This is a genomic window from Qipengyuania vulgaris, from assembly GCF_009827325.1.
Taxonomy (GTDB): Bacteria; Pseudomonadota; Alphaproteobacteria; order Sphingomonadales; family Sphingomonadaceae; genus Qipengyuania; species Qipengyuania vulgaris.
Map to the genome: position 1 here is coordinate 437,752 of NZ_WTYC01000001.1, position 22,609 is coordinate 460,360.

The following is a 22,609-nucleotide window of genomic DNA, read 5'->3' on the forward strand; positions in this document are numbered from 1 at the left end:
TCCGTGTTTGAGAGCATCCCCGCGATAACACTCGCAAATTTATAGGGGCAAGTCATTTTGTCGCGCTCGTCTAGTGCGGATAGAGCCGCTTCTGTGCTGAGCAACCTGACCATCGTCCCCGAGGGCGAGGTAGACGCGCGCCTGCTTCCAGCACTGGCTGCTATCGACAAGCCCACCACACTCGGTTTCCTGAATGCCCATGGCGTAAACCTGTGCTGGGACCGATCATCGGTGGCCCGCAATTTCACCGATCTGGACTATCTCTTGCGTGACGGGATCGGGGTCGACCTGTGTTGCCGCAGGCTGGGTTGGAAAGGAGGCGAGAACCTCAACGGAACGGATTTCATCCCGCGTCTTCTCCAGCATCGCGGTGGGAGCATTTCCGTTCTTGGCACGCAGTCGCCATGGCTGGAAGTGGCAGCGCAACGGTTACGTGATCGTGGTGCGAAGATCGTATCGGCGCATCATGGGTTCGAGCGTCCGGAATTCTATGTGAACCAAGTACTCGCGGATCGGCCGGACGTTGTTCTGCTGGCGATGGGCATGCCAAAGCAGGAAGAAGTCGCTGCCCTCATCAAGGAAGCGGCCGACTGGCCCGTCCTGATCATTTGCGGTGGTGCAATTCTGGACTGGATATCAGAAAGGTTCGAACGTGCGCCCGAATTCTACCGTCGCAACAACCTCGAATGGGTCTATCGCCTCCGCAAGGAGCCGGCACGTCTGTTTCGGCGGTACGTGATCGGAAATCCGCTCATGATTTTACGGCTCCCGGCAATGGCGCGTGCTGTAAATAGGGATGGGCTCCAGCCTAAAGGCCCGCCGACCCTCTAAAGACGCGAAGCGCTTACCCAATCGGGGTAGTCTGTGACGGCCAGCTTTTCCAAAACTGCGGGCAAGCGTTCAATCTCCGGCGCGTAAAATCCTTCGACGCGCTTGCGTGATGCCTTGTCGGGCATCTCCCGAGTGTCCTCGTTGAAGAAATAATAGGTATCGCGCAGCAGGTCGCGTGCGGGCTTGATGCGGTTGAAGGCAGGTTCCAGCACGGCGTTCAGACGCACCGCGAGATCATGCAGCCGGCCCAGCTTCACATCGCGCGACTTGTTCTCGTGGAACAGGGGTTCGGCGGGCAGCGCGGACACTTTGACGCCCATCGCCGTGGCAAGAACTTTGCGTAGCTGCGCTTGCCCGGCGGCGTCGCCCATCCAGTCCTGGAACACGATATGGATCTGTTCTTTCGGGAAGACTTCGAGCCATTCGCGCAGGATCGACGCATAGGCGCCTTCACGTAGCGTCAACCGGTCGATCTCGTTCCAGTGCGCAATGTTCGCATCGCGCTGGCCGATGCCCAAATCCACCAATTGGGACGCGCTATAGCGCTCGAAGTCCTTGCGCGTGACCCAACGCTTGTTGTTGATCATCGTCCATGCGGAGAAGAAGCGTTCAACCGGCTCGCGCAGGGTAAAGACGATATGCGCGTCAGGCACCTCGCCATGGATCGCCTCCGCCGCACGTTTGCCGAAGGCGAAATAGAGAGGTGAAGCCTCGAGCCGCGCCGAGGCACCGGCAACCTCCCGAAAACATGAATCATAACTGTCGTACGGGCAATCGACCCCGTCGATCAGCCGCGAAAGGAAGAAGTCCGTTTCCTTGTGGATCGACGGAGCCACACCCCTCGTCCTCGCAAAATAGCGGAAGAGCGAGGTCGTTGCGGTCCGTGTCGGGCCGGCAAGGATGCATGTCCGCATGGGTCTCGATCCGTCGGGGCTCGATCCCGCCGCTTACTTGAGCGGCAGGATCTGCTTGATGATGTAGTCCGCGGCTTCCTCTGGGCTCATCGCCACCGTGTTGACGCGAATTTCCGGTTCTTCGGGCTCTTCATACGGGCTGTCGATGCCGGTGAAGTTCTTGAGTTCCCCTGCCCTGGCCTTCTTGTAGAGCCCCTTCACGTCGCGCTGTTCCGCTACCTCGAGAGGCGTATCGACGTGAACTTCGATGAACTCGCCCTCGCCCATCATGTCGCGGACCAGTTTGCGGTCCGCGCGGAAGGGAGAAATGAAAGCGGTCAACACGATCAGGCCGGCATCGGTCATCAGCTTGGCGACTTCGCCGATGCGGCGAATGTTCTCGATCCGGTCGCTTTCGGTGAAACCGAGATCCTTGTTGAGACCGTGGCGCACATTGTCCCCGTCGAGCAGGAAGGTGTGGCGGTTCATGATCGCCAGCTTCTTTTCCACTTCGTTGGCGATTGTGGATTTGCCCGATCCGGAAAGGCCGGTAAACCACAGAACTCGCGGCTTCTGGTTCTTCATGGCGGCGTGATCGTCACGTGTGATGTCGACCGCCTGCCAGTGCACGTTCTGCGCGCGGCGCAGGCTGAAGTGCAGCATGCCAGCGCCAACGGTCCGGTTGCTGATCTTGTCGATCAGGATGAAACCGCCCAAGGCGCGGTTTTCCGAATAGGGATCGAAGACGATCGCCCGGTCGGTCGTGATCTCGCTCACGCCGATCGAATTGAGTTCGAGCGTCTTGGCCGCCAGATGATCCATCGTGTTGACGTTGATCTCGAACTTGGGCTCGGCGACAGTCACGCTGACCATCTGCGAACCCAGTTTCATCCAGTAGGCACGGCCGACGACAAGCGGCTCCTCGTCCATCCAGACGATCGTACTTTCGAACTGGTCGGCGACTTCGGGCGGACTGTCGGCCGCTGAGAGCACATCGCCGCGCGAACAATCGATCTCGTCCTCGAGTGTAATGGTCACCGACTGGCCGGAGATCGCCTCTTCGAGATCGCCGTCCATCGTGACAACCGATTTCACCGTGCTGGTCTTGCCGGAAGGCAGCGAACGGACCTTGTCGCCCGGCTTGACGGAGCCGGTCGAGATAAGACCCGAGAAACCACGGAAGTCGAGGTTCGGGCGATTGACCCATTGCACTGGCATGCGGAACGGCTTGGCCAGGTTTGCATCGGAGCGGACTTCGACCGCCTCGAGGTGCTGCATCAGCGTGGGGCCATCGTACCAGCCCGTGTTCTCCGACTGGGTGGTGATGTTGTCGCCTGCGAGGCCCGAGATCGGGATCGCAGTGAAGTTCTCGATACCGATGCTTTCCGCGAACTTGCGGTAGTCCTCGATGATCGCGTCGTACTTGGCCTGATCGTAATCGATCAGGTCCATCTTGTTGACCGCGAGTACGAGGTTCTTGATACCAAGCTGGTGACACAGGAAGCTGTGACGCTTGGTCTGGACGAGAACACCCTTGCGCGCATCGATCAGGATGCAGGCGAGGTCGGCGGTCGACGCGCCAGTGACCATGTTGCGGGTGTATTGTTCATGACCCGGGCAATCGGCGACGATGAACTTGCGGCTTTCGGTCGCGAAGAAGCGGTAGGCGACATCGATCGTGATGCCCTGCTCGCGTTCGGCGGCAAGCCCGTCGACCAGCAGCGCAAAATCGATCTCCTGCCCCTGCGTGCCGACCCTCTTGGAATCGTTCTCGAGCGCGGCAAGCTGATCCTCGAAGATCATTTTGGAATCGTAAAGCAGGCGACCGATCAGGGTCGACTTGCCGTCGTCCACGCTACCGCACGTGATGAAGCGCAGCATGGTTTTGTGCTGATGCTTCTCGAGATAGGCGTCGATGTCCTCTGCGATCAGCGCATCGGTCTTGTAGATCGGTTCCAAATCCGTCCTCGTCATTTCTGAAGGCTTCCGACAATTGGCTCATCACGGAAAGATCCGTCGAAGCTGTAGCCGAAATGCTCGATGTCCCGCCGATAGAATTCGCCCACGCGGTCCCGCAGGCGCGCATCGTAATATTCCTGAAACGGCTTCTTTTCTTTTGGTTTGCTACGGAACAGCTTCTGCAAGCGGCCCATCCCGGAAACGTTTTTCCGGGGCAAGGTCTCCACTCCGAGCTTCAGCCGGTCCGCCACTTTCCGGAAATCACGGCTCAGCGTCTCGAAGCGACCCACGTAGTCTAACATGGGTTCGCCATTGCTGTCGTAGATATAATCCGACTGGGGGATGATGTGTCGCGAATGATCCGAATAGTCGTCGATACTCGCAAATTCTGCCTCAACGAACTCTGCGAAAGGGCGCTTTTCGCGGCGGCGATACTCGTATTCGGAAACAAGCCGCGCCCAAGGGTTTCTTACGAAAGCGAATTTGAAATAGGCGTCAAAATCGACCTGATCAATATAGCCTAACTCGACATATTCCCGAGCCAGAAGATGAGCGAGCCGTTCCGGTCCACGCGCAGGATCCGGGTTGTGGCGCAAGACGAGCGGGGCTCGCTGTTCCCAGCTCAGGCCGAGAAGATCGAGGAAGACCAGTTCCACGCTCTGACCCGCCACTTTCGGTACATGGACGAAGACCGCCTTGTGCTCATGCGAAATCATTTCGCACATCCATCCCGGGTCGATATGTAGAGCAACACGGCCGGAAGCATCAGAAGTAGCCTTCCTGCTTCTTCTTCTCCATCGACGCGTCGCCCGAATCCTTGTCGATCACGCGGCCTTGCCGTTCCGAAGTGGTGGTCAGCAGCATTTCCTGGATGATTTCGGGAAGTGTCGCGGCTTCGCTTTCCACGGCGCCAGTCAGCGGAAAACAGCCCAGCGTGCGGAAACGGATCGAACGTTCGGTGATCTCCGGACGCTTGCCCATGACCTTCTCGAGCCGCTCGATATCGTCGGCCATAAACAGCCCGCCTTCGTATTCGAAGGTCGGACGCTTGGCGGAATAATAGAGCGGTACGATCTCGATATTCTCGAGATGAATATACTGCCAGATGTCCAGTTCGGTCCAGTTCGACAGCGGGAATATCCGGATGCTCTCGCCCTTCTTCTTGCGGGCGTTGTAGAGGTTCCAGAGTTCCGGGCGCTGGCTTTTCGGATCCCAGCCATGGCTGGCGGTGCGGAAGGAAAAGATACGCTCTTTCGCACGGCTCTTTTCCTCGTCGCGTCGTGCGCCGCCGAAGGCCGCGTCGAACCCGTATTTGTCGAGTGCCTGCTTCAACCCCTGCGTCTTCCACATGTCGGTGTGGAGCGGGCCGTGGTCGAACGGGTTGATCCCCATCTCTTCCGCTTCCGGGTTGTGGTAAACCAGCAGTTCCATGCCAGCATCTTCCGCGCTCTTTTCACGCAGATCATACATCGCCTTGAACTTCCACGTCGTATCGACATGGAGCAGCGGGAACGGCGGCGGCGACGGGTAGAAAGCCTTCTTGGCGAGGTGCAGCATGACTGCACTGTCCTTGCCGATCGAATAGAGCATCACGGGCTTTTCAGCCTCGGTCACCACTTCGCGCATGATGTGGATGCTTTCGGCCTCGAGCCGCTGCAGATGGGTGAGTGTCATTGGGTCTCGTTTGTAATATTCGATCAGGTGTGCCGGAAAGCGACCATGTGAATGGTACACCGCTCAGCTACAAGCAGCGAATGGTCGCGGGCCCGATAGGAGAATTTGCCTTTCCGCACAATGGGGGTGGCAGAGATTATATCCGCTAGCCGAAGCCTCGCACAACGATCGAAAAGCTACTGCGATCCGTGACTTAGTAGGCGGAAGCCCCACGCCGGTAATACGACTTTATGGCCCTAGTCTACGGTAACCCGTTCTCCGCTGGCGAAATCGCGGTAGGTGTCATGCGGCAGTGGGTCCGAAATGGCGGCAATCTCGAATCCGCACGATTGACGCAGAAAGGGCGGCCGGATCAATCCAGCCGCCCTTCATCGCGGTCAATGCCCACAATCAGTTTTGCGGGTCGGGCGTATCGTCGATCGTTATCGTGGGCTCGGACTGCTCGCCCTGAACCACCTCGCCCGACTGGAAGATCGGACCTTCGGTCGGCAACGTCACGACCGGCTCACCATCGGGGGCGGTGTCGCCCGTGGCGATCACGACCGGCGTCTGGCTCGTTGTCGGTTCCATATCGATCGCGGTCTGAGCGTCGCTTGGCGCTGAATTCACTGTGATTGGTGCAGAAGAACCAACCGTAGTCCCCAGGCCCACAGTAGTGTCCGTGCCGTTCGTATAACCTTGGACCGGGGTCGTGACGGCCGGAGGGCCATATTGCGAAATCCAGGCCTGCAAATTCACGCGATACTGTTCGTAGGACCGGAAGAAATCTTCGAATACCCCTTCAATCCGCGGCAAGGCCGTTGCGGCAAATGTCTCGAGATCGGCAGGCACGACTTGCAGTGCCTCGTTGCTGATCGCGAACGACACGTCGCAGAACTCGTTCTTCGCGGGCGGTAGCGCGAAGTAGTTGTAGACCTGCGTCATGTAGATGTCCTGCTGGTCGCGATAGGTCACACCATAACGCTCCCGGAACTCGCTGGTCAGGGCCCGATTGGTGGTCGAAAGCTGCTTTTCGTTCCGCTTCAGGAAAGCAGCATAGTTGTCGACCAGACCCGTGTATTCCGGATCTTGGCAGTTCAGCGCCGCGACGTTCAGCGCCGAGCGCAAGTTCCAGATCGTCTGCGCAGAGCTGATATTCGCGTTCACGGTCTGGCGAACACCCGTCGTCGCAACCATCGGGATGGTCATGCCCGTCGTCGCATTCATCGGCGGGGTTGGCTTGGGCGGAATGACGACCGGCGGCGGAGGCGGCGGGGGTGGAGGCGGTGGAGGTGGAGGCGGCGGCGTGGTGCAAGCGGCGATTGCGCTAAGGCCCGCGACCAGCGCGGCGAGACGAATGGATTGTACTGATATGCGGCTCACGATGCGCCGACCCTCCTCAAGATTCTGGCTGTCATTTTCGTCCGTCCTTTATTGACGGAAGCTGAAGCACTGACGTCCTAGCGCCTTGAGCAGGCAAAGAAAATGCCCGGAGCGAGAGTTTCGCCCCGGGCACGATCACTTGCTCCGCTGCTGCGGTCGGCAGTGCGCAATTACTCGCGGCTACCGAGGAACTGCAGCAGGAACATGAAGAGGTTGATGAAGTCGAGATAGAGGCTGAGAGCGCCCATCACGATTGCCTTGCCGGCATATTCGGTACCGCGAACATGGGCGTATTCAGTTTTCAAACGCTGCGTATCGTAAGCGGTGAAGCCCGCGAAGATCAGCACACCGAGGATGTTGATCACGAGGCCCATTGCGCCCGACTGGAAGAAGAAGGCATTGAGCAGCATCGCAACGATGATGCCGATCAGGCCCATCAGCAGGAAGCTTCCCCAGCCGGAAAGGTTCTTTTTCGTGGTATAGCCGAACAGGCTGAGACCAGCGAATGCAGCGGCTGCAGCGAAGAAGGCCGAAGCGATCGATTCACCGGTGTAGGTGGCAAAGATCGTCGACATCGACATACCGAACAGCACCGCAAAACCCCAGAAAAAGGCCTGCAGAGTGGTTTTCGAGAAACGCTGAACTCCGCCGAAGCTCAATACCAGGATGAAGGCCAGCGGCGACAGTGAGATGATCCATCCCAATATGGTCGGCTGCACGGAACGGCCGTAAGGGGTCTGAGTGACCTGATAGGCAGCTTCGAACAGCGCGGTGTTGACGAACAGCAAGGCGACGATACCGGTAAGCAATACCCCCGATGCCATCATGTTGTAGATCGACAGCATGTGCTGACGCAGGCCCGCGTCGAACGTGGTTCCGCGGGCAACCGCATCGCCAGTGCGCGGAACGGACGCCGGGTCCGTTCTGCGGTCGGTTTCGTTCCAGTTGGCCATTTGTAATAAACTCCCTTGTGCAGGGCGAACCCAAGCCCCGCTTCTACCGGTAATATCGGGTCATTCGCCCCGGATTTCAAGCGAAACCGGAAGCCATATGATTAACGGAAAAGCAGGACTTTTCTCAAGCTTCACCAGCCGCGTCGACCATCGCCGACTTGAGGGCATCCTGCGGGCTTTTGTCGCCCCACAAAACAAACTGGAATGCGGGATAGAACCGGTCGCACTCCTCGACCGCTATCTCCACCAGAGACTGTGCCTGATCGAGGCTCAACATTCCGTCGTTACCGAGCAGTGTTCCGTTGCGATAGAGCAATACGCCGCCATTGGACCACACATCGAAATGGCCCAGCCACATCTGTTCGTTTGCCAGCGCGACCAATTCGTGGGCGGCAGCCAGCTTTTCCGGCGCAATGCGAACATCGGGCAGGCACAGTATCTGGAGGACGCGGTCTTCCCCGCGCCAAACTCCGCGCAATTGATATTTCGCCCAGCTGCCCTGAATTTCGCCGCAAATTTCCTCTGCATTGGCTTCACACGGCCAACCGCGTGCTCCGAACAATGCCATCAGCATGTCGAGCGGTGCCGCGTCATCCTCGACCTCGAATCGTGGTTCAACGGCGTGCATCAGTAGGGTCCGGTCCAATTCATGCTGTCCATTTGCAGAATGGCGTGGGTGCTTGGCAATCTGCCTGATGATCGGTGTTGGGGAGAACGCAATCGGCCTGTGCAAAGGCTGTGAACAAGACGCTAAATACGGATAAACCCGTTTCGTCAGTCGAGCGTCTCGACGACCTCGCCTTCGTCACTTGTAAAGGGAAAACTGTCGAGACCGAGCTCCCTCAGGCGGTTTACCGTGTCACGCGCAGCGCTCGCCGAAGGATAAGGTCCGGCCAGCAGGCGATTGGCTTCGCCCCACTCGGCGACAAATGGTCCCTTGGCATCCAGCGCCCCCTCGGCCCCGCGTGAAATACGCCGCCAGTCGAAACCCAGGGCGTCCCGGTTCCTTCCCGTGGCGACCTGCACCCAGTGGCGTGAAGGGTGGTCGGGCTTTTCCGCAGCCGGAGCCGGACTTGCTCCGTCAAGCGGGAAGACTTCCTCACCGCTCGCGCTGCTGAAGGGGAAACTGTCGAGCCCGATCGCTTTGAGTCTGCCGACGATATCGCGCGCTTCGCGAACAGTGTCGTATGGTCCGGCAAGGAGACGGTTCGCCTCACCCCAAGGAACGGTGAATGCAGATTTGCCAGCCAGTTCGCCCTCGGCACTGCGGCTGATCCGGCGCCAGTCGAAGCCCAGCGCCGAAATGTCCCGCCCTGTTGCCACCTGAACCCAATGACGCGGTGGATGGACAGGGGCAGCGGGCTCGTCCGTTTCGCGAGGAGCATCGATGGTCCGGATGTCCACCGCTCCATTGCGCGGGGCCGTCGAAATGGCCTCGTTCAGGTCGAAAGCGGCGAAGGCTTGTTCGACATTTCGGCGCGGTGGCTGCGGCGGCGGTGACTGCCTAACGGGCTGTTGCCCCATATCGACGGGTTGTGTTGCGGGCTCCCTGGTTACCGCGGGTAACTCATCCGTACGCTCCGCCGAAGACATTGCCTCAGGACGCGATGCAGGCACAATCGCCGGTACTGCTGCGGATTGTCTTGGACTACTCGATTGTTGCTCGGCCGCGCGAGTTGCCGAAGGTGATGAACGCTGCGGTCCAAGTGGCCGGCCTGCGGGTTCGAGGCGGCTATCGGTACTGCTCGCCGGGCGATCCCGAATGGGGGTGTACGCGGCGATCTGGGCGTCATCCTCACCGATCGATGCTGAGCCCGGGAAAACACCCAGTGCGCCAGCAGCAGCTTGCTGAGCCGGTGTAAGACGAGCCATGTAACGCAGGTACGGTTCGACACGGGAAGCCATCTGCGCAGGCATCATGTCTCGCGCGATCTTGATGGCGGCATCGGTTTCGCCGAGGATGGCCAAGCCAAAGGATCGGGTCCTGAAAGCTGCGAAGTCCCCCTGTTCTAGGAGGGGTAGCAGCGTCGCCTCAAACCCGGCCTTGTCGCCCGAGATCGCCTGGCTCAGGGCAAGGTTGCGCCGCACTTCGTCGCCCGCGCCTGCTGCCAAAGCGATACGGTAGAATTCCTGCGCGGTCCGCGCATCACCCACCAGATCGAAAGCAAGGCCCCGTTCGGCAGCCATGACCTGCTGGGAAATTCCGCCCTTTTCCGCCTCTGCGAACAGGCGCAGCGCCTCAACCGGACGGCGCGTCATCGTATAGGCACGCGCGAGCCCCAGCGAAATGCGGGGGTTGGAAGGCGTAAGCGCCTGGGCCCGTCCGAAAAACCCGATTGCCGCGGTCACATCGCCGAGCTTGATGGCCGCATCGCCCGCATCGAGCAGCGCTGACACGTCGTTGCCATCGTCGGCCAGCCGCTGAAGGGCAGCACTCAATTCCTGCGAACCGGGCGGCGGCAGCGGTTGAACGATTTCCTGCGCGCGCAGCACCTGACTGCTCGCAGCAAGCGCTACGACCGCGGCCCCGGTGGCCCAAAATTTGGCTTTGCATCTAGCCATCTCAATTCACCAACGCGCAGGGTGGCGCATCGGTTCTGCAAGATTACTGGTTGTTCTGACGACCGAGGAAGCGCGGGATGTTGAGGCCGCTTCCGCCCTCATCTTCATCGTCTTCTTCATCTTCGTCCTGGCTGGAACTCGATCCGCGTGAAAGATTAGCCATCCGCTCGAACAGCGTGCTGCCTTGGGTTGAGCCTCCGCTTGGAGCCGCACCGCCACTGCCGGTACCGCCCCCGGCCGCTCCGCTTGCGCCGCCCGCACCTTCGCCGCCGGTTTCGCCCTGGCCGGAAAACAGGGGCCTGCGTGCCGGCTTCTGTGAGAGCGGGCTCCCCCGGTCGGCATATTGATCGCTACCCAGTTCCAGCGCGTCGTCATCGGCTTCATCCGACAGGTCCAGCGGAGGCGAAGCATGGCGCCCCTCCTCGTCGGTCCATCCTTCGTCTTCGCCGACACCGTGGGCATAGCCCTTGTCGTCTGCCGGCGGAGGTACGCCAGCATCGCCCTCGTCGTCGAAGCTATCGGTGTCGTCGTTGCGCATGCCGGCCAAGGGATCGACGATGCCATCCACATCGTCATAGTCGTCCTCATCCGACTCATAGCCATAATCGCCGCCCCCGGCGGGAGAAAGACCGGCCGGTTTCACCAGCGGCCCTTCATCGTCCTGGCTATCATCATATTTCGCTTCGACCGGCTCGGCGGCTGGCTGCTGATAGGTAGGAGCCGGTTCGGGTTCTTGGTTCGATTCCGGTTCGGCCGATAGTCCCTCGTTCAGTTCGAAAGGCTCTTCTTCGGGAGTGCTTTCCTGCAGGTCGAGCACCGGTCGCTGAGGAGCGCGCTGCGGCGACAGGCTGAAGTTACGCTGCTGCGTGGGAGCTACCGACCCATCGTTCTCGATACCCGTCGCGACAACGGATACACGGATCTTGCCGTCGAGATCCGGATTGAAGGCGCTGCCCCAGATGATGTTTGCATCATCGTCGACCAGCTCGCGGATGTGATTTGCCGCTTCGTCGACTTCGAGGAGCTTCATGTCCTCGCCGCCGATGATTGAAATGATCACACCCTTCGCGCCTGCCATGGACACGCCGTCAAGTAGCGGGTTGGCGATGGCGCGCTCGGCCGCTTCGAGAGCGCGGTTGTCACCCTCGCCCGTGCCGGTGCCCATCATTGCCTTGCCCATTTCGCTCATCACGCTGCGCACGTCGGCGAAGTCGAGATTGATGAGGCCCGGCATGACCATGAGATCGGTGATCGAGCGGACACCCTGCTGCAGAACCTCATCAGCCAGCGCGAAGGCTTCCTTGAATGTGGTGTCCGCCTTGGCGACCAGGAACAGGTTCTGGTTGGGAATGACAATCAACGTATCGACATGCTTCTGCAGCTCGTCGATGCCGGCTTCTGCTGCGCGCATGCGGCGCGTCCCTTCGAAGAGGAAGGGCTTGGTGACGACGCCGACCGTCAGCACGCCCTTGCGGCGGGCAGCTTCAGCGATGACCGGAGCAGCACCCGTGCCCGTGCCGCCGCCCATGCCAGCCGCGATGAAGCACATGTTCACGCCTTCGAGCGCGTCTTCGATGTCCTCGACCGTCTCTTCTGCGGCCGCCTTGCCCACTTCGGGACGGGCGCCAGCGCCGAGCCCGCCGGTAATGTCGGGGCCAAGCTGGATGCGCTTTTCAGCGGGAGAACTGGTGAGGGCCTGCGCATCGGTATTGGCGACGATGAAATCGACGCCTTCGATTTCGGAATCGATCATGTTCGCAATGGCGTTGCCGCCCGCCCCACCGACACCAACCACCATGATTTTGGGGCGCATGTCGTCGCTGGAGGCGGGTCCGATATTGATGCTCATCAGGTGTTCCCTCGGGACAAAAATTGGGCCGAAGCCGTATCACTCTCGCTTTTGGCACAAAGCGAATCACGCATGCAAAGGTTAAATGGCGTTATCCACCGCAACTCGCGCCGAATTTCGGCTGGTTTTGCAAGCATATCAGAAATATTCCCGGACAGCCTGGACGACACGGTTCACGAGTCCCAGTCCGGAGTATCGCCGGGTCGGCTGATAGCTCGGCCCGATCGAGCGAATGTCCACGGGATCTTCGGATGCGTAGAGGCATAGCCCGGCCAGTGTCGCGAAGCCCGGCGTGGCATGCGCTTCGGGCAAACCACGCAACGCAGGCGGCTTGCCGCGGCGGACGGGGAGGCCCAGCGCGCCCTGCATGAATTCCGCAATGCCGTGCAGTTCGGCACCCCCGCCGGTCAGCACGACTTGGCCGGAATTGGCACCCGAAAACCCGAGCACCTTCAAACCCTTGCCGATCTCCGCAGTCATGGTACCAAGCCGGTCGGTGACGATCGAGACGAGTTCCGCGCGTGCAATCCTGTTCTGCTCGTCCGCTCCGCGCGCGGGCCGACCGCCCGTATCTTCTCCGGGACCGTTGACGGGGATCATCTCGCGGTGATCGCTCGGCGTGGCGATGGCAGAACCGGACACGCACTTCAGTCGCTCCGCCTGGCCACGACGAATCCCAAGCGAGCTTGCAATAGCGTCGGTAATGTCGTTCGAACCCACAGGGATGGAGCGGAGACCCAGCAGCATCCCGCCCGCATGGACGGAAACATTGGTGACCTGCGCCCCGATCTCGACCAGCGCCACGCCAAGATCGCGCTCCTCGTTGGATAGACAGGCATAGGCCGCGGCAAGCGGGCTCGCGACGACACCCTCTACGTCGAGATGGGCGCTCTGCACCGCCTCAATCAGGTTTCGCACCGGCGCGCCTTCCGCCAGCGTCACGTGAATGTCGACACCCAGCGATTCCGCATGCAGGCCGATGGGGTTGGCGACACCATGCGCGCCGTCGAGCGTATAATGCGCAGGCTGCGCGTGCAGCACCATTCGCCCATCGGGCTGGATGTGATCGCGCGCGGCGAAAAGGAGGTGCTCGACGTCATCCTCATCAATGCGCCGGCCGCCGATAGCGATTTCGACGCTGGCGATCTTGCTGGAAAGCCCTGCCCCCGCACAGCCAATCCATACGCCGGAAACGCTGGTATTGGCATTGGCCTCCGCCGTTTCCACAGCCGCCCGGATAGCATGGGTCGCGGCCTCCATGTCGGTTACGTAGCCGCGCTTGATGCCCTCACTCTTGCGATGCGAGGAGCCCAGCACGATCATTTCGCCGTCCTCGCCCTGACCCATAACCATGGCCGAAATACGAAACGAGCCGATATTCACTGCAGCAAGGACGCGGGTAATACGTGGCAGCGGCAAATGCGGAGACGTCGCCATTATTCCGCACTCACCGCGGCGGACATTCCGCGCGGGCAAGGACCGTCCGCACAGCGCAGATAAGCCCGGTCGGGCACGCGCATGTCGATGGCTATGGCTTTGCCGCCTATCAATCTGTTCCGACCATCCATCTCTGCGAATTTGACCAGCGCCGCCGGGCCCTTGTCGCCTTCCGGGAGGGCCAGCATCTGGTCGGTCTTGAACGTCAGGTTCCAGCGGCGGTTGCCGATCCATTCAGCCGCCGCGATCTGCGGCTTGAGCGCAGGCGCTGCATCCAGCAGGCGGCCCAGCTCGGCAACCTGCTTTTGCGCACCCGGGCCGGAAATCAGGAGCATGTCCTTGGCTTCTTCGCCGGAAACCGGCTCTAATTCGTGGCCGGTTTCATCGACAAGTATCAGCCGGTCGGGCTTTTGGACGACAGCGTGTGGCTCCCGCTCAACGATGTCGATCCGCAAAAGATCTGGAAGCTGACGCGACACGCGTGCATCCTCCACCCATGACAGGTCGAGCAACCGCTCGCGAATTTCCTCGACCTCCACCAGCGGCATGGGCCGGTCCTGCTCACCCAGCACGCGTTCGTAAACCACCTGCTTGTTGAGCCTTTCGACACCCGTAACGCGCACCCGGTCCACTTCGAAACCCGCTCTGCCAGCAGATTTGGCAAGTTCCATGCGCACCATTTCGGGCACGCCAGCGTAGCTCGCCACGCTCCCGGCGATGATCATCCCGATCGCAAGAAGAATGACGAGAAAGAACTTGTGCCACTGGTCCTCGGTGAACGGCAGCGCAGTCATTACGCGGTCGAGCAGGCCTGAGGTATGACGTTTGGCTGCCCGCGCTTTCTGGCTGCGGCTGCGTGCAGCAGCAGATCGGCGAACTCCGGTGGGCTTGCGGCTGACCTTAGCCATCGCTTCCCCTGCCTTCATGATGGCGCAGAGCCGCCGCGATTATCGTTTCTACAAGCTCGCCATATTCGATCCCGGCGTGCCGCGCCTGTTCGGGCACGAGGCTGAGCGGCGTCATGCCGGGCTGGGTGTTGGTTTCCAGCACGAAGAGCCCGTCCTCACCCTGCTCCTCGTCCCAGCGGAAATCGGTTCGGCTGGTACCGCGGCATCCCAGCTCCTTGTGCGCCTTGAGCGCGATTTCGAGACACAGATCGCGAATGTGATCGGGGATGTCCGCCGGGCAGACATGATCCGTCATGCCGTCGGTATATTTGGCATCGAAATCGTAGAAGCCGCTCTTGGGCTTGAGTTCGGTGACTGCGAGCGCGCGTGAACCGTCGGGGAAATCGAGTACTGCAGCAGTCATTTCGCGGCCCTTGATGTAGGGCTCGGCCAGCAGCTCGGCAAAATCCTGCCAGGGGCCCTTGGCATCACGCGCGATCGGATTGCCGTAATTCCCCTCGTCAGTGACAATGGCGACACCGACTGAGCTGCCCTCGTTGACCGGCTTCAGCACGTAGGGCCGCGCGATCGGATCGCGTTCGAAAAGGTCCGCGCTCTTCACGATCCGTCCACCGGGCATGGGAATGCCATGCGGGACCAGCGCCTGCTTGGTCAGTTGCTTGTCTATGGCGATCACCGACGTCGCGAGACCCGAATGGGTATAAGGCACGCCCATCAGGTCCATCATGCCCTGCACGCTGCCATCTTCACCCGGCACACCATGAAGCGCGTTGAACACGACATCGGGCCCGGCCTCGGCAATGCGTGCCGCCACCTGACGGTCCATGTCGATCCGCGTCACCTTGTGCCCGCGTTCTTCGAGGGCCTTGGCCACACCTTCGCCAGACATCAGGCTAACGGGCCGCTCATTGGCCCAGCCCCCCATCAGGATGGCGACGTGAAGTTTGGGGAGATCGGTCATTCTTGTTCCTTACGGTCGCCCCACACGCTGGATTTCCCATTCGAGTTCGACGCCTGAATTGGCATAGACGCGGCGCTTCACTTCCTCGCCCAGACCTTCGATGTCGGCGCTGGTCGCATCACCCATGTTAATCAAGAAGTTGGTGTGCTTTTCGCTCACCTGCGCACCGCCCATCGTCAAACCCCGGCATCCGGCCGCGTCGACCATCTCCCAAGCTTTCCTGCCGGGAGGGTTCTTGAAGGTCGAACCGCCGGTCTTCGTGCGCAGTGGCTGGGAATTTTCGCGTGCGTCGGCAATCTCGTCCATCTTGGCTCCGATCGCTTCAGGGTCGCCCTTGACGCCCTGAAACCTCGCCGACACGACGACCGCACCCTTGGGTAGGGCGGAATGGCGATAGGAGTATTGCAGGTCGGCCGCCGGCAACGTGTGGCATTGCCCGCCGGGCATGACCACTGTGCAATCGATCAGTACGTCGCTCACCTCGCGGCCATAGGCGCCGCCGTTCATCCGGACGAAGCCGCCAACCGTGCCGGGAATGCCGCGCATGAACTCGAGGCCCGCCACACCGCAATCGCGCGCGGCGCTGGCGACGAGGATGCCATGTGCGCCGCCGCCGCATTCGACAATGCAGCTTGCATCATCGATGCTGACATCCGCGAATTGCTTGCCAAGCTTGATCACCACGCCGGGTACACCGCCATCGCGCACGATCATGTTCGAGCCGAGGCCCAGCGCCATGATCGGCAGATCACCGTCCAGACGGCGGAGGAATTCCTTGAGGTCGTCCATGTCGGCCGGTTCGAACAGCCAGTCGGCCTTGCCGCCGCTCTTGAACCAGACCAGTTTGGCCAGCGGCGCATCAGGTGTCAGCTTGCCGCGCAGACCATCGGTATCGATAGGCGCTTCGATCCCGCCGTCAACGGCGCAATCCGGAGCCATACCGTCATCCCAGTTCCAGACGTCGTTCTCCTGGTCCATCAGGCGCTGCGCTCCGCAGCAACCGCATCGGCAAGACCGGCAGCCCATTTGGTAATGTCGCCCGCGCCGAGGCAGACGACGAGGTCGCCGTCCTCGAGATCGGCGGCGAGCTTCTTCGCAAGGTCTTCGCGGTCATCCACTGTCATGGCAGAGCGGTGGCCGCGCGACTTGAGTCCCGCAACGAGAGCTTCGGCATCGGCCCCCTCGATCGGGTCTTCTCCCGCGGCGTAGACCGGGGTGACGTAGACCTGGTCGGCTTCGTTGAAAGCACTTTGGAAGTCATCCATCAGATCGTGAAGCCGCGTATAGCGGTGCGGCTGCATGACCGCGATCACGCGATTGCGTGCCGCTTCGCGCGCTGCGGAAAGGACCGCACGAATCTCGACTGGATGGTGGCCGTAATCGTCGATGATCGTCGCGCCGGCCACAGTTCCGACGTTGGTAAAACGACGCCGCACTCCGCCGAAGTTGGAAAAGCCGTTGCAGATCACTTCGTCCGGACAACCCATCTCGATGGAGACAGCGATCGCGGCGAGCGCGTTCTGGACGTTGTGACGGCCCGGCATGGGCAGGCAGACGTTCTCTATCCGGCGGTCTTCCTCACCGCGCTGGCGCACGATCACGTCGAAGCGATTGCCGCCCTCATGGGGCTGGACATTGACGCCGCAGATATCCGCCTGGAGATTGAAACCATAAGTGACCACCCGGCGGTCGCGGACTTTCCCGATCACTGCCTGAACCTCGGGATGGTCGATGCACAGCACCGCCGCACCATAGAATGGCACGTTGTGGATGAACTCGACGAAAGCGTCCTTCACGCCGTCGAAATCGCCGTAATGGTCGAGATGCTCGGGATCGATATTGGTGACCACAGCTATAGTGCCGTCGAGCCGCAGGAAGCTGCCGTCGCTCTCGTCGGCCTCCACCACCATCCAGTCGCTGTCACCGAGGCGGGCGTTCGAACCGTATTGTTCGATGATGCCGCCATTGATGACGGTGGGATCGATGCTGCCGCAGTCGAGCAGGCTCGCGATCATGCTGGTCGTGGTTGTCTTGCCGTGCGTCCCGGCTACCGCGATGGTAGACTTGAGCCGCATCAGCTCGGCGAGCATTTCGGCGCGGCGCACCACAGGAATGCGGTTTTCCAGTGCATGTGCAACTTCAGGATTGGTGCGTTTGACCGCCGTAGAGGTGACGACGACCGCAGCGCCTTCGACGTTTTCCTTTTCGTGGCCGATCTTTACCGCGATGCCCTGACCGCGCAGACGCTCCACGGTCGGGCTTTCACTGATGTCGGAGCCTTGAACGGTGTAGCCGAGGTTATTCATCACCTCGGCGATGCCCGACATGCCGATGCCGCCGATCCCTACGAAGTGGATCGTGCCGATATCGGTTGGTACGCCCTTCATTCCGCGCTCTCCCGCTTCGCGCTCAGTTTCTTCGCTCCCTGGCCTGCAACCTGCCCCTGGGTAGCGCCGCGGGCATTGTTTCCGCCCACGCGGATCACATCCATCATGTCCGCCCCGCCGAAGCTTTCGACGAGGTCGGCAAGGTCTTCTACGGCCTTCGGGCGGCCACAGTTCCATGCAGCGTGGGCGGCGTTGGAAAGACCCTGCGGATCGTCCGCCAGCACGCGGATCTGCTTGGCGAGTTCCTTGGCCTCGAAATTTTCCTGACGGATCATCCGTGCGCCGCCGGCCTTGGCCATCTCGCGCGCGTTGAAGGCCTGGTGGTCGTCGGTCGCGATGGGTAGCGGAATCAGAATCGCGGGGCGCCCTACCGCCGTCAGTTCGGCAATCGTCGAAGCCCCCGCCCGGCCGATGAACAGATGCGCATCGGCAAGCCGTGCCGCCATGTCCTCGAAATAGGTGGCGAGCTCCGCAGGAATTCCATGGTTGCGATAGCGTTCGCGTACCGCGTCCAGATCTTCGGGGCGGCACTGCTGCGTGACCTGCAGCCGTTGGCGGATGGCTGGCGGAAGCATGGCGAGCCCGTCAGGCACCACTTCGGAGAGGACCCGCGCGCCTTGGCTGCCGCCGGTAACCAGCACGCGCAGAAGGCCGTCCTCGCCATAGGGCGGGAAAGGCTCTTCGCGCAGGTTGAGTACCTGAGCGCGCACGGGATTGCCGACAAGATGGACCTTGCCCCGGTGTGCGGGCTTCAGCCGCTGCACGTCGGGATAGGCGGTGGCGATGGCCTGCACGCGGCCCGACAGCAGGCGGTTGACCCGGCCAAGCACGGCGTTCTGTTCGTGGACCACTGTCGGGATGTCGGCCGAGGTCGAGGCGAGAATTGCAGGGAGCGAGGGATAGCCGCCGAAGCCGACTACCGCGCTCGGCTGAAAACTTTCGAACAGGCGCAGCGCCATCTTGCGCCCTTCGAGCACCGCCATCAGGCCCTTTATCCATTGCAGGGGGTTCTTGCCGAAACGGCCCGCTGGCAAGACATGGGCAGGCATGAAATCGGGCTTGCCGGGGATCTGCGCGCCTCGCTCGTCCGTGATCAGCGCCACGTGGTGACCACGCCTTTCCAGTTCGTCAGCCAAGGCGAAGGCAGGCAGCAGGTGGCCGCCGGTCCCTCCGGCAGCCAGAACGTAATGGCGATTGGAGGTGGTCACTGGTGGATTTCGCGCGTGATGCGCGCCTCTTGCGTGTTCATCGTGCTTCCCTGCCCGATGTCCAACAGGTCGCCAAGTCCCCTCGTCGTGGTTTTGAGATAGGGATTGCGGCGCGTTACAGCGATCAGCAGGCCGACGCCAAGGCAGACCGCGATGGTGGACGAACCGCCATAGCTGACCAGCGGCAGGGTCATGCCCTTGGACGGGAAAAGCTGCAGATTGACCAATATGTTGATGAAGGCCTGCCCGCCCAGCAGCGCGACAAGGCCCGTCCCCGCAAGTAAGGCGAAGAGGTCTTCCTCGTCGAACAGCCGCATCAGCACGCGCACGACGATCGCCAGATAGACCAAAACGATGAAGGCGCAGACGATGAGCCCGAACTCCTCGCCGATGACGCTGAAGATATAATCGGTATGCGCTTCGGGCAGGCTCATCTTGCGCAGGCCAAGGCCATATCCCGCACCGGTCCAGCCGCCTGCCAGCAAGGTGCGGCTGGCAAGGTCGACCTGGTCGTAAGCCGTGCCCCCGCCGAAGAAGGCATCAATACGGTGGCGAGCATTGTCGTAGAGGAAATAGGTCGCCGTGAGCAGAAACAGCCCGCCACCAATGACGATGCCCAGCCGCTTCATCGGCATGCCAGCGAGCAGGATCATCACCAGCCATACCCCGGCAAACAGCATGAATTCGCCGAAATTGGGCTGCATCATCAGCAGCGCGCCGATCAGACCGGTTAAACCCGTCACGATCCACAGAACCGGCAGGTTCGGATCGCGCATTCGCCAAGACAGGACCCAGGCGAGGACAATGGCGAAGGCGGGCTTCAGAAATTCCGACGGCTGGAACTGCATGCCGATTGATATCCAGCGCCGCGCACCGTTGATCTCCACCCCGATGAACGGGACGAGGAACAAGAGGCAGAGCATGCCTGCACCCAGCATGACACCGAAACGCCTGGCGTTCTGGCGGCTGAGCAGGGATGCACCGAACATCACGCATAGCGCGATCGCCTGCCAGGCGAGGTGGCGATAGAAGAAATACAGCGGATCAAGCGTCTGGCTGGAGGTCGAAAGCCGGTCAGCGCTCGCCGGGCTGGCGGCGGCAACGGCGATTGTGCCCAGTGTCATCAGCAACAGGACCAAACCGACAAGCACGCGGTCGATCTCTCGCCACCAAATCTTCAGCTGGCTCCAGCGGGAAAGCTTACCACCGGGGATGTGTGCAGGCTTGCGCTTCGCACCGGGAACATAGGGCTGAACGGTGCTCACTTGAGGCCCTCCACCAGCTCGCGGAAATGCTCGCCGCGGGCTTCGAAATCGCGGTACTGGTCGAAGCTGGCACACGCTGGGGAAAGGAGGACAGTGTCGCCCGCCTCGGCCTTGGCGGCGGCGGCGTTCACGGCGCGATCGAGTGTGCCGCATTGCTCCACCGGCACGCGACCTTCGAGAAGGTCTGCAAAGTCCGGCCCCGCCAAGCCGATGGTGTAAGCGGCTTTGACGCGGGGCAGTTCCGCCTCGCACTCGCCCAACCCGGGCTCCTTCGCTAGTCCGCCGAGAATCCAGTGGATGTTGTCGAACGCCGCCAGCGCAGGCGCGGAGGCGGCGGTGTTGGTGCCCTTGCTGTCGTTGACGTAGTCGACACCGGAGATTTCAGCGACACGTTCCATGCGGTGAGGGAGGCCACGGTAGCTTTCTAGTCCAGCGCGAATCTGCTTCCCGGAAAGTCCTAGTATGTCGCAAGCTTCGATAGCTGCAGCCGCGTTCTCCAGATTGTGGGGACCTTGGAGCGACGGCCAATGCGCCTGTTCGCTTCGCACATAGCCCCTGTTGCTCAGAACATCTTCAAGGATGCTAGCAATTGTGCCTTCGGCAAATTTGCCCAACACTCGGGCATCGGTGAAGCGGGCAATGGAATTTTGCCCGCGATTCTGCATCGCCAGCAGGCGCGACTTGCTTGCCGCATACTTTCCGAAATCCCCATCGTACCGATCCAGATGATCCGGCGTGATGTTCAGCAGCACTGCCACATCGCAATCGAGCGAATAGGTCAGGTCGATCTGGTAGCTCGACAACTCCAGAACGTAGACGCCGCCGTAGGGAAGCGGCTCCTGCTCAAGGATCGGCAGTCCGATATTGCCGCCCATCGTCGTCGGAACACCGGCGGCCTTGAGGATGTGGTGAACCAGCGCGGTAGTCGTCGACTTGCCGTTGGTGCCGGTGATCCCGACGACCTTGTGCGGCGGCAGGTCACCCCTCGCCTGCGCAAAGAGTTCTATGTCGCCGATCACTGGCACGTCAAAGCTGTCGGCATGCAGCTTTATGGGGTGGGTGTTGAGCGGCACCCCAGGGCTGACCACGACGCCTGCATAGCCGGTGAGGTCCGCATCAAGCGGATCGCCGATGGCGCAGCGCCCGGCATAGGGTTCGCGAGCCTCGGCGCGGTCGTCCCACACCAGCACGTCGGCTCCGGCAGCCAGCAGCGCCTCAACCGCCGCCCGGCCGGACCGCGCGAGGCCGAGCACCGCGTATTTCTTGTCCTTCCAGGCGGGCGAGGTGATCATCTTAGCTTGAGCGTTGCCAGCCCCAGAAGTGCGAGCACGATGGCGACGATCCAGAACCGGATCACGACCTTGCTCTCGGACCAGCCAAGCTGCTCGAAATGGTGGTGGATGGGGGCCATGCGAAAGACCCGCCGCCCCGTTCGCTTGAACCAGAAGACCTGGATAATCACCGACAGCGCCTCGAACACGAACAGTCCGCCAACGATAGCAAGCACAATCTCGTGATGCGTCGCCACGGCAATCGCTCCCAGCGCGCCGCCGAGCGCGAGGCTGCCGGTATCACCCATGAAGACTGCGGCGGGCGGCGCATTGAACCACAGGAAGGCGAGCCCCGCCCCCATGATCGCCGCGCAGAAGATCGCCAGTTCGCCCGCACCCTCGACATAAGGGATGCCAAGATATCCGGAATAGTCCACCCGGCCGACCAGATAGGCGATCACCGCAAAGGTGCCCGCTGCAATAATCACCGGCATGGTCGCAAGCCCGTCCAGCCCGTCGGTCAGGTTCACCGCATTGCCCGCACCCACGATCACCGTGGCGGCGAACACATAATAGAGCGGCCCCAGTTCGATCCCGAAGTCATTGACGAAGGGCACATATACGAACGTGTTGATCTGGCTGACGATGATATAGCTGGCGATCCCCGCTACCCCGAATTCGAACAGCAGCCGGACCTTCCCCGAAACGCCGCGATGACTGGCCTTCGAAACCTTGTCGTAATCGTCCAGGAATCCGATCAGGCCGAAGCCACCGGTCACCGCGAGGCAGGCCCAGATGAAGGGGTTGCTGAGATCCATCCACAGCATCAGCGAAATGAACAGGCTGACCAGGATCATGAGCCCGCCCATGGTAGGCGTGCCGACCTTGGCGAGATGGGTCTGCGGACCGTCTTCCCGGATCGGCTGGCCCTTGCCCTGCCGCACGCGCAGCATCGCAATAAAGCGCGGGCCGATAACCAGCCCGATCAGCAATGCCGTCAGCAACGTCGCACCCGCGCGCGCCGTCTGGTAGCGCACGAGGTTGAATAGCCCTTCGAAATTGAAATACTCGGCGAGGAGATACAGCATC

Annotated in this window: 19 protein-coding genes; 1 reads left to right on the top strand and 18 read right to left on the bottom strand. The window is 61.2% G+C overall.

The genetic code is table 11. The features are described from left to right. The first annotated feature begins 93 nt into the window (after window positions 1-93). Window positions 94-831 (top strand): WecB/TagA/CpsF family glycosyltransferase, encoded by a 738-nt coding sequence (locus GRI69_RS02235; protein ID WP_160726679.1) that lies wholly within the window; start codon window positions 94-96, stop codon window positions 829-831. Here GRI69_RS02235 and GRI69_RS02240 read toward each other — a convergent pair. The 18 genes from GRI69_RS02240 to mraY form a co-directional block, all read right to left on the bottom strand. Continuing rightward, the gene (locus tag GRI69_RS02240; protein ID WP_160726680.1) at window positions 828-1,745 is read right to left on the bottom strand and encodes a sulfotransferase family protein; all 918 of its coding nucleotides are present in this window, start codon (window positions 1,743-1,745) and stop codon (window positions 828-830) included. The genes GRI69_RS02235 and GRI69_RS02240 overlap by 4 nt on opposite strands. Window positions 1,746-1,778: 33 nt before the next feature. Continuing rightward, window positions 1,779-3,698, bottom strand: coding sequence for a sulfate adenylyltransferase subunit CysN (gene cysN / locus GRI69_RS02245; protein ID WP_160726681.1), 1,920 nt, complete (start codon window positions 3,696-3,698; stop codon window positions 1,779-1,781). After that, complete coding sequence (locus GRI69_RS02250; protein ID WP_160726682.1) at window positions 3,695-4,399, bottom strand: sulfotransferase family protein; 705 nt, start codon at window positions 4,397-4,399, stop codon at window positions 3,695-3,697. Before GRI69_RS02250 ends, cysN begins: the two co-directional genes overlap by 4 nt. 49 nt (window positions 4,400-4,448) lie before the next feature. Next, window positions 4,449-5,357, bottom strand: coding sequence for a sulfate adenylyltransferase subunit CysD (gene cysD, locus GRI69_RS02255; RefSeq protein WP_160726683.1), 909 nt, complete (start codon window positions 5,355-5,357; stop codon window positions 4,449-4,451). Between the two features lie 390 nt (window positions 5,358-5,747). After that, window positions 5,748-6,719, bottom strand: coding sequence for a hypothetical protein (locus GRI69_RS15690; protein ID WP_202391783.1), 972 nt, complete (start codon window positions 6,717-6,719; stop codon window positions 5,748-5,750). A 170-nt stretch (window positions 6,720-6,889) separates the two neighbouring features. Then, the gene (locus GRI69_RS02260; protein ID WP_160726684.1) at window positions 6,890-7,672 is read right to left on the bottom strand and encodes a Bax inhibitor-1/YccA family protein; all 783 of its coding nucleotides are present in this window, start codon (window positions 7,670-7,672) and stop codon (window positions 6,890-6,892) included. Between the two features lie 124 nt (window positions 7,673-7,796). After that, window positions 7,797-8,300, bottom strand: a complete 504-nt coding sequence (locus tag GRI69_RS02265) for a type III secretion system chaperone family protein (RefSeq protein ID WP_160727018.1) — start codon at window positions 8,298-8,300, stop codon at window positions 7,797-7,799. A 146-nt stretch (window positions 8,301-8,446) separates the two neighbouring features. After that, on the bottom strand, window positions 8,447-10,234 hold the full coding sequence (locus GRI69_RS02270; protein WP_160726685.1) for an SPOR domain-containing protein: 1,788 nt from the start codon (window positions 10,232-10,234) through the stop codon (window positions 8,447-8,449). A gap of 43 nt (window positions 10,235-10,277) precedes the next feature. After that, a complete protein-coding gene (gene ftsZ / locus GRI69_RS02275) occupies window positions 10,278-12,083 on the bottom strand; it encodes a cell division protein FtsZ (protein WP_160726686.1) in 1,806 nt (601 codons plus the stop codon). A gap of 138 nt (window positions 12,084-12,221) precedes the next feature. Then, window positions 12,222-13,520 carry a cell division protein FtsA gene (gene ftsA, locus GRI69_RS02280; protein WP_237452894.1) on the bottom strand — a complete coding sequence of 433 codons (1,299 nt, stop codon included), beginning with the start codon at window positions 13,518-13,520 and terminating at the stop codon, window positions 12,222-12,224. Continuing rightward, a complete protein-coding gene (locus GRI69_RS02285; protein ID WP_160726687.1) occupies window positions 13,520-14,428 on the bottom strand; it encodes a cell division protein FtsQ/DivIB in 909 nt (302 codons plus the stop codon). The genes ftsA and GRI69_RS02285 overlap by 1 nt, the downstream gene beginning before the upstream one ends. Then, the gene (locus GRI69_RS02290) at window positions 14,421-15,389 is read right to left on the bottom strand and encodes a D-alanine--D-alanine ligase (protein ID WP_160726688.1); all 969 of its coding nucleotides are present in this window, start codon (window positions 15,387-15,389) and stop codon (window positions 14,421-14,423) included. Before GRI69_RS02290 ends, GRI69_RS02285 begins: the two co-directional genes overlap by 8 nt. A 9-nt stretch (window positions 15,390-15,398) precedes the next feature. Next, complete coding sequence (gene murB, locus GRI69_RS02295; RefSeq protein ID WP_160727020.1) at window positions 15,399-16,328, bottom strand: UDP-N-acetylmuramate dehydrogenase; 930 nt, start codon at window positions 16,326-16,328, stop codon at window positions 15,399-15,401. A 38-nt stretch (window positions 16,329-16,366) separates the two neighbouring features. After that, the gene (murC, locus tag GRI69_RS02300) at window positions 16,367-17,776 is read right to left on the bottom strand and encodes a UDP-N-acetylmuramate--L-alanine ligase (protein WP_160726689.1); all 1,410 of its coding nucleotides are present in this window, start codon (window positions 17,774-17,776) and stop codon (window positions 16,367-16,369) included. Continuing rightward, on the bottom strand, window positions 17,773-18,984 hold the full coding sequence (murG, locus tag GRI69_RS02305) for an undecaprenyldiphospho-muramoylpentapeptide beta-N-acetylglucosaminyltransferase (RefSeq protein WP_160726690.1): 1,212 nt from the start codon (window positions 18,982-18,984) through the stop codon (window positions 17,773-17,775). The genes murC and murG overlap by 4 nt, the downstream gene beginning before the upstream one ends. After that, window positions 18,981-20,249 (bottom strand): FtsW/RodA/SpoVE family cell cycle protein, encoded by a 1,269-nt coding sequence (locus tag GRI69_RS02310; protein ID WP_160726691.1) that lies wholly within the window; start codon window positions 20,247-20,249, stop codon window positions 18,981-18,983. Before GRI69_RS02310 ends, murG begins: the two co-directional genes overlap by 4 nt. Further along, entirely contained in the window at window positions 20,246-21,541 is a 1,296-nt protein-coding gene (murD, locus tag GRI69_RS02315; RefSeq protein WP_160726692.1) for a UDP-N-acetylmuramoyl-L-alanine--D-glutamate ligase, read from the bottom strand. The genes GRI69_RS02310 and murD overlap by 4 nt, the downstream gene beginning before the upstream one ends. Then, window positions 21,538-22,608 carry a phospho-N-acetylmuramoyl-pentapeptide-transferase gene (mraY, locus tag GRI69_RS02320; RefSeq protein ID WP_160726693.1) on the bottom strand — a complete coding sequence of 357 codons (1,071 nt, stop codon included), beginning with the start codon at window positions 22,606-22,608 and terminating at the stop codon, window positions 21,538-21,540. Before mraY ends, murD begins: the two co-directional genes overlap by 4 nt. Window position 22,609 lies beyond the last annotated feature (1 nt).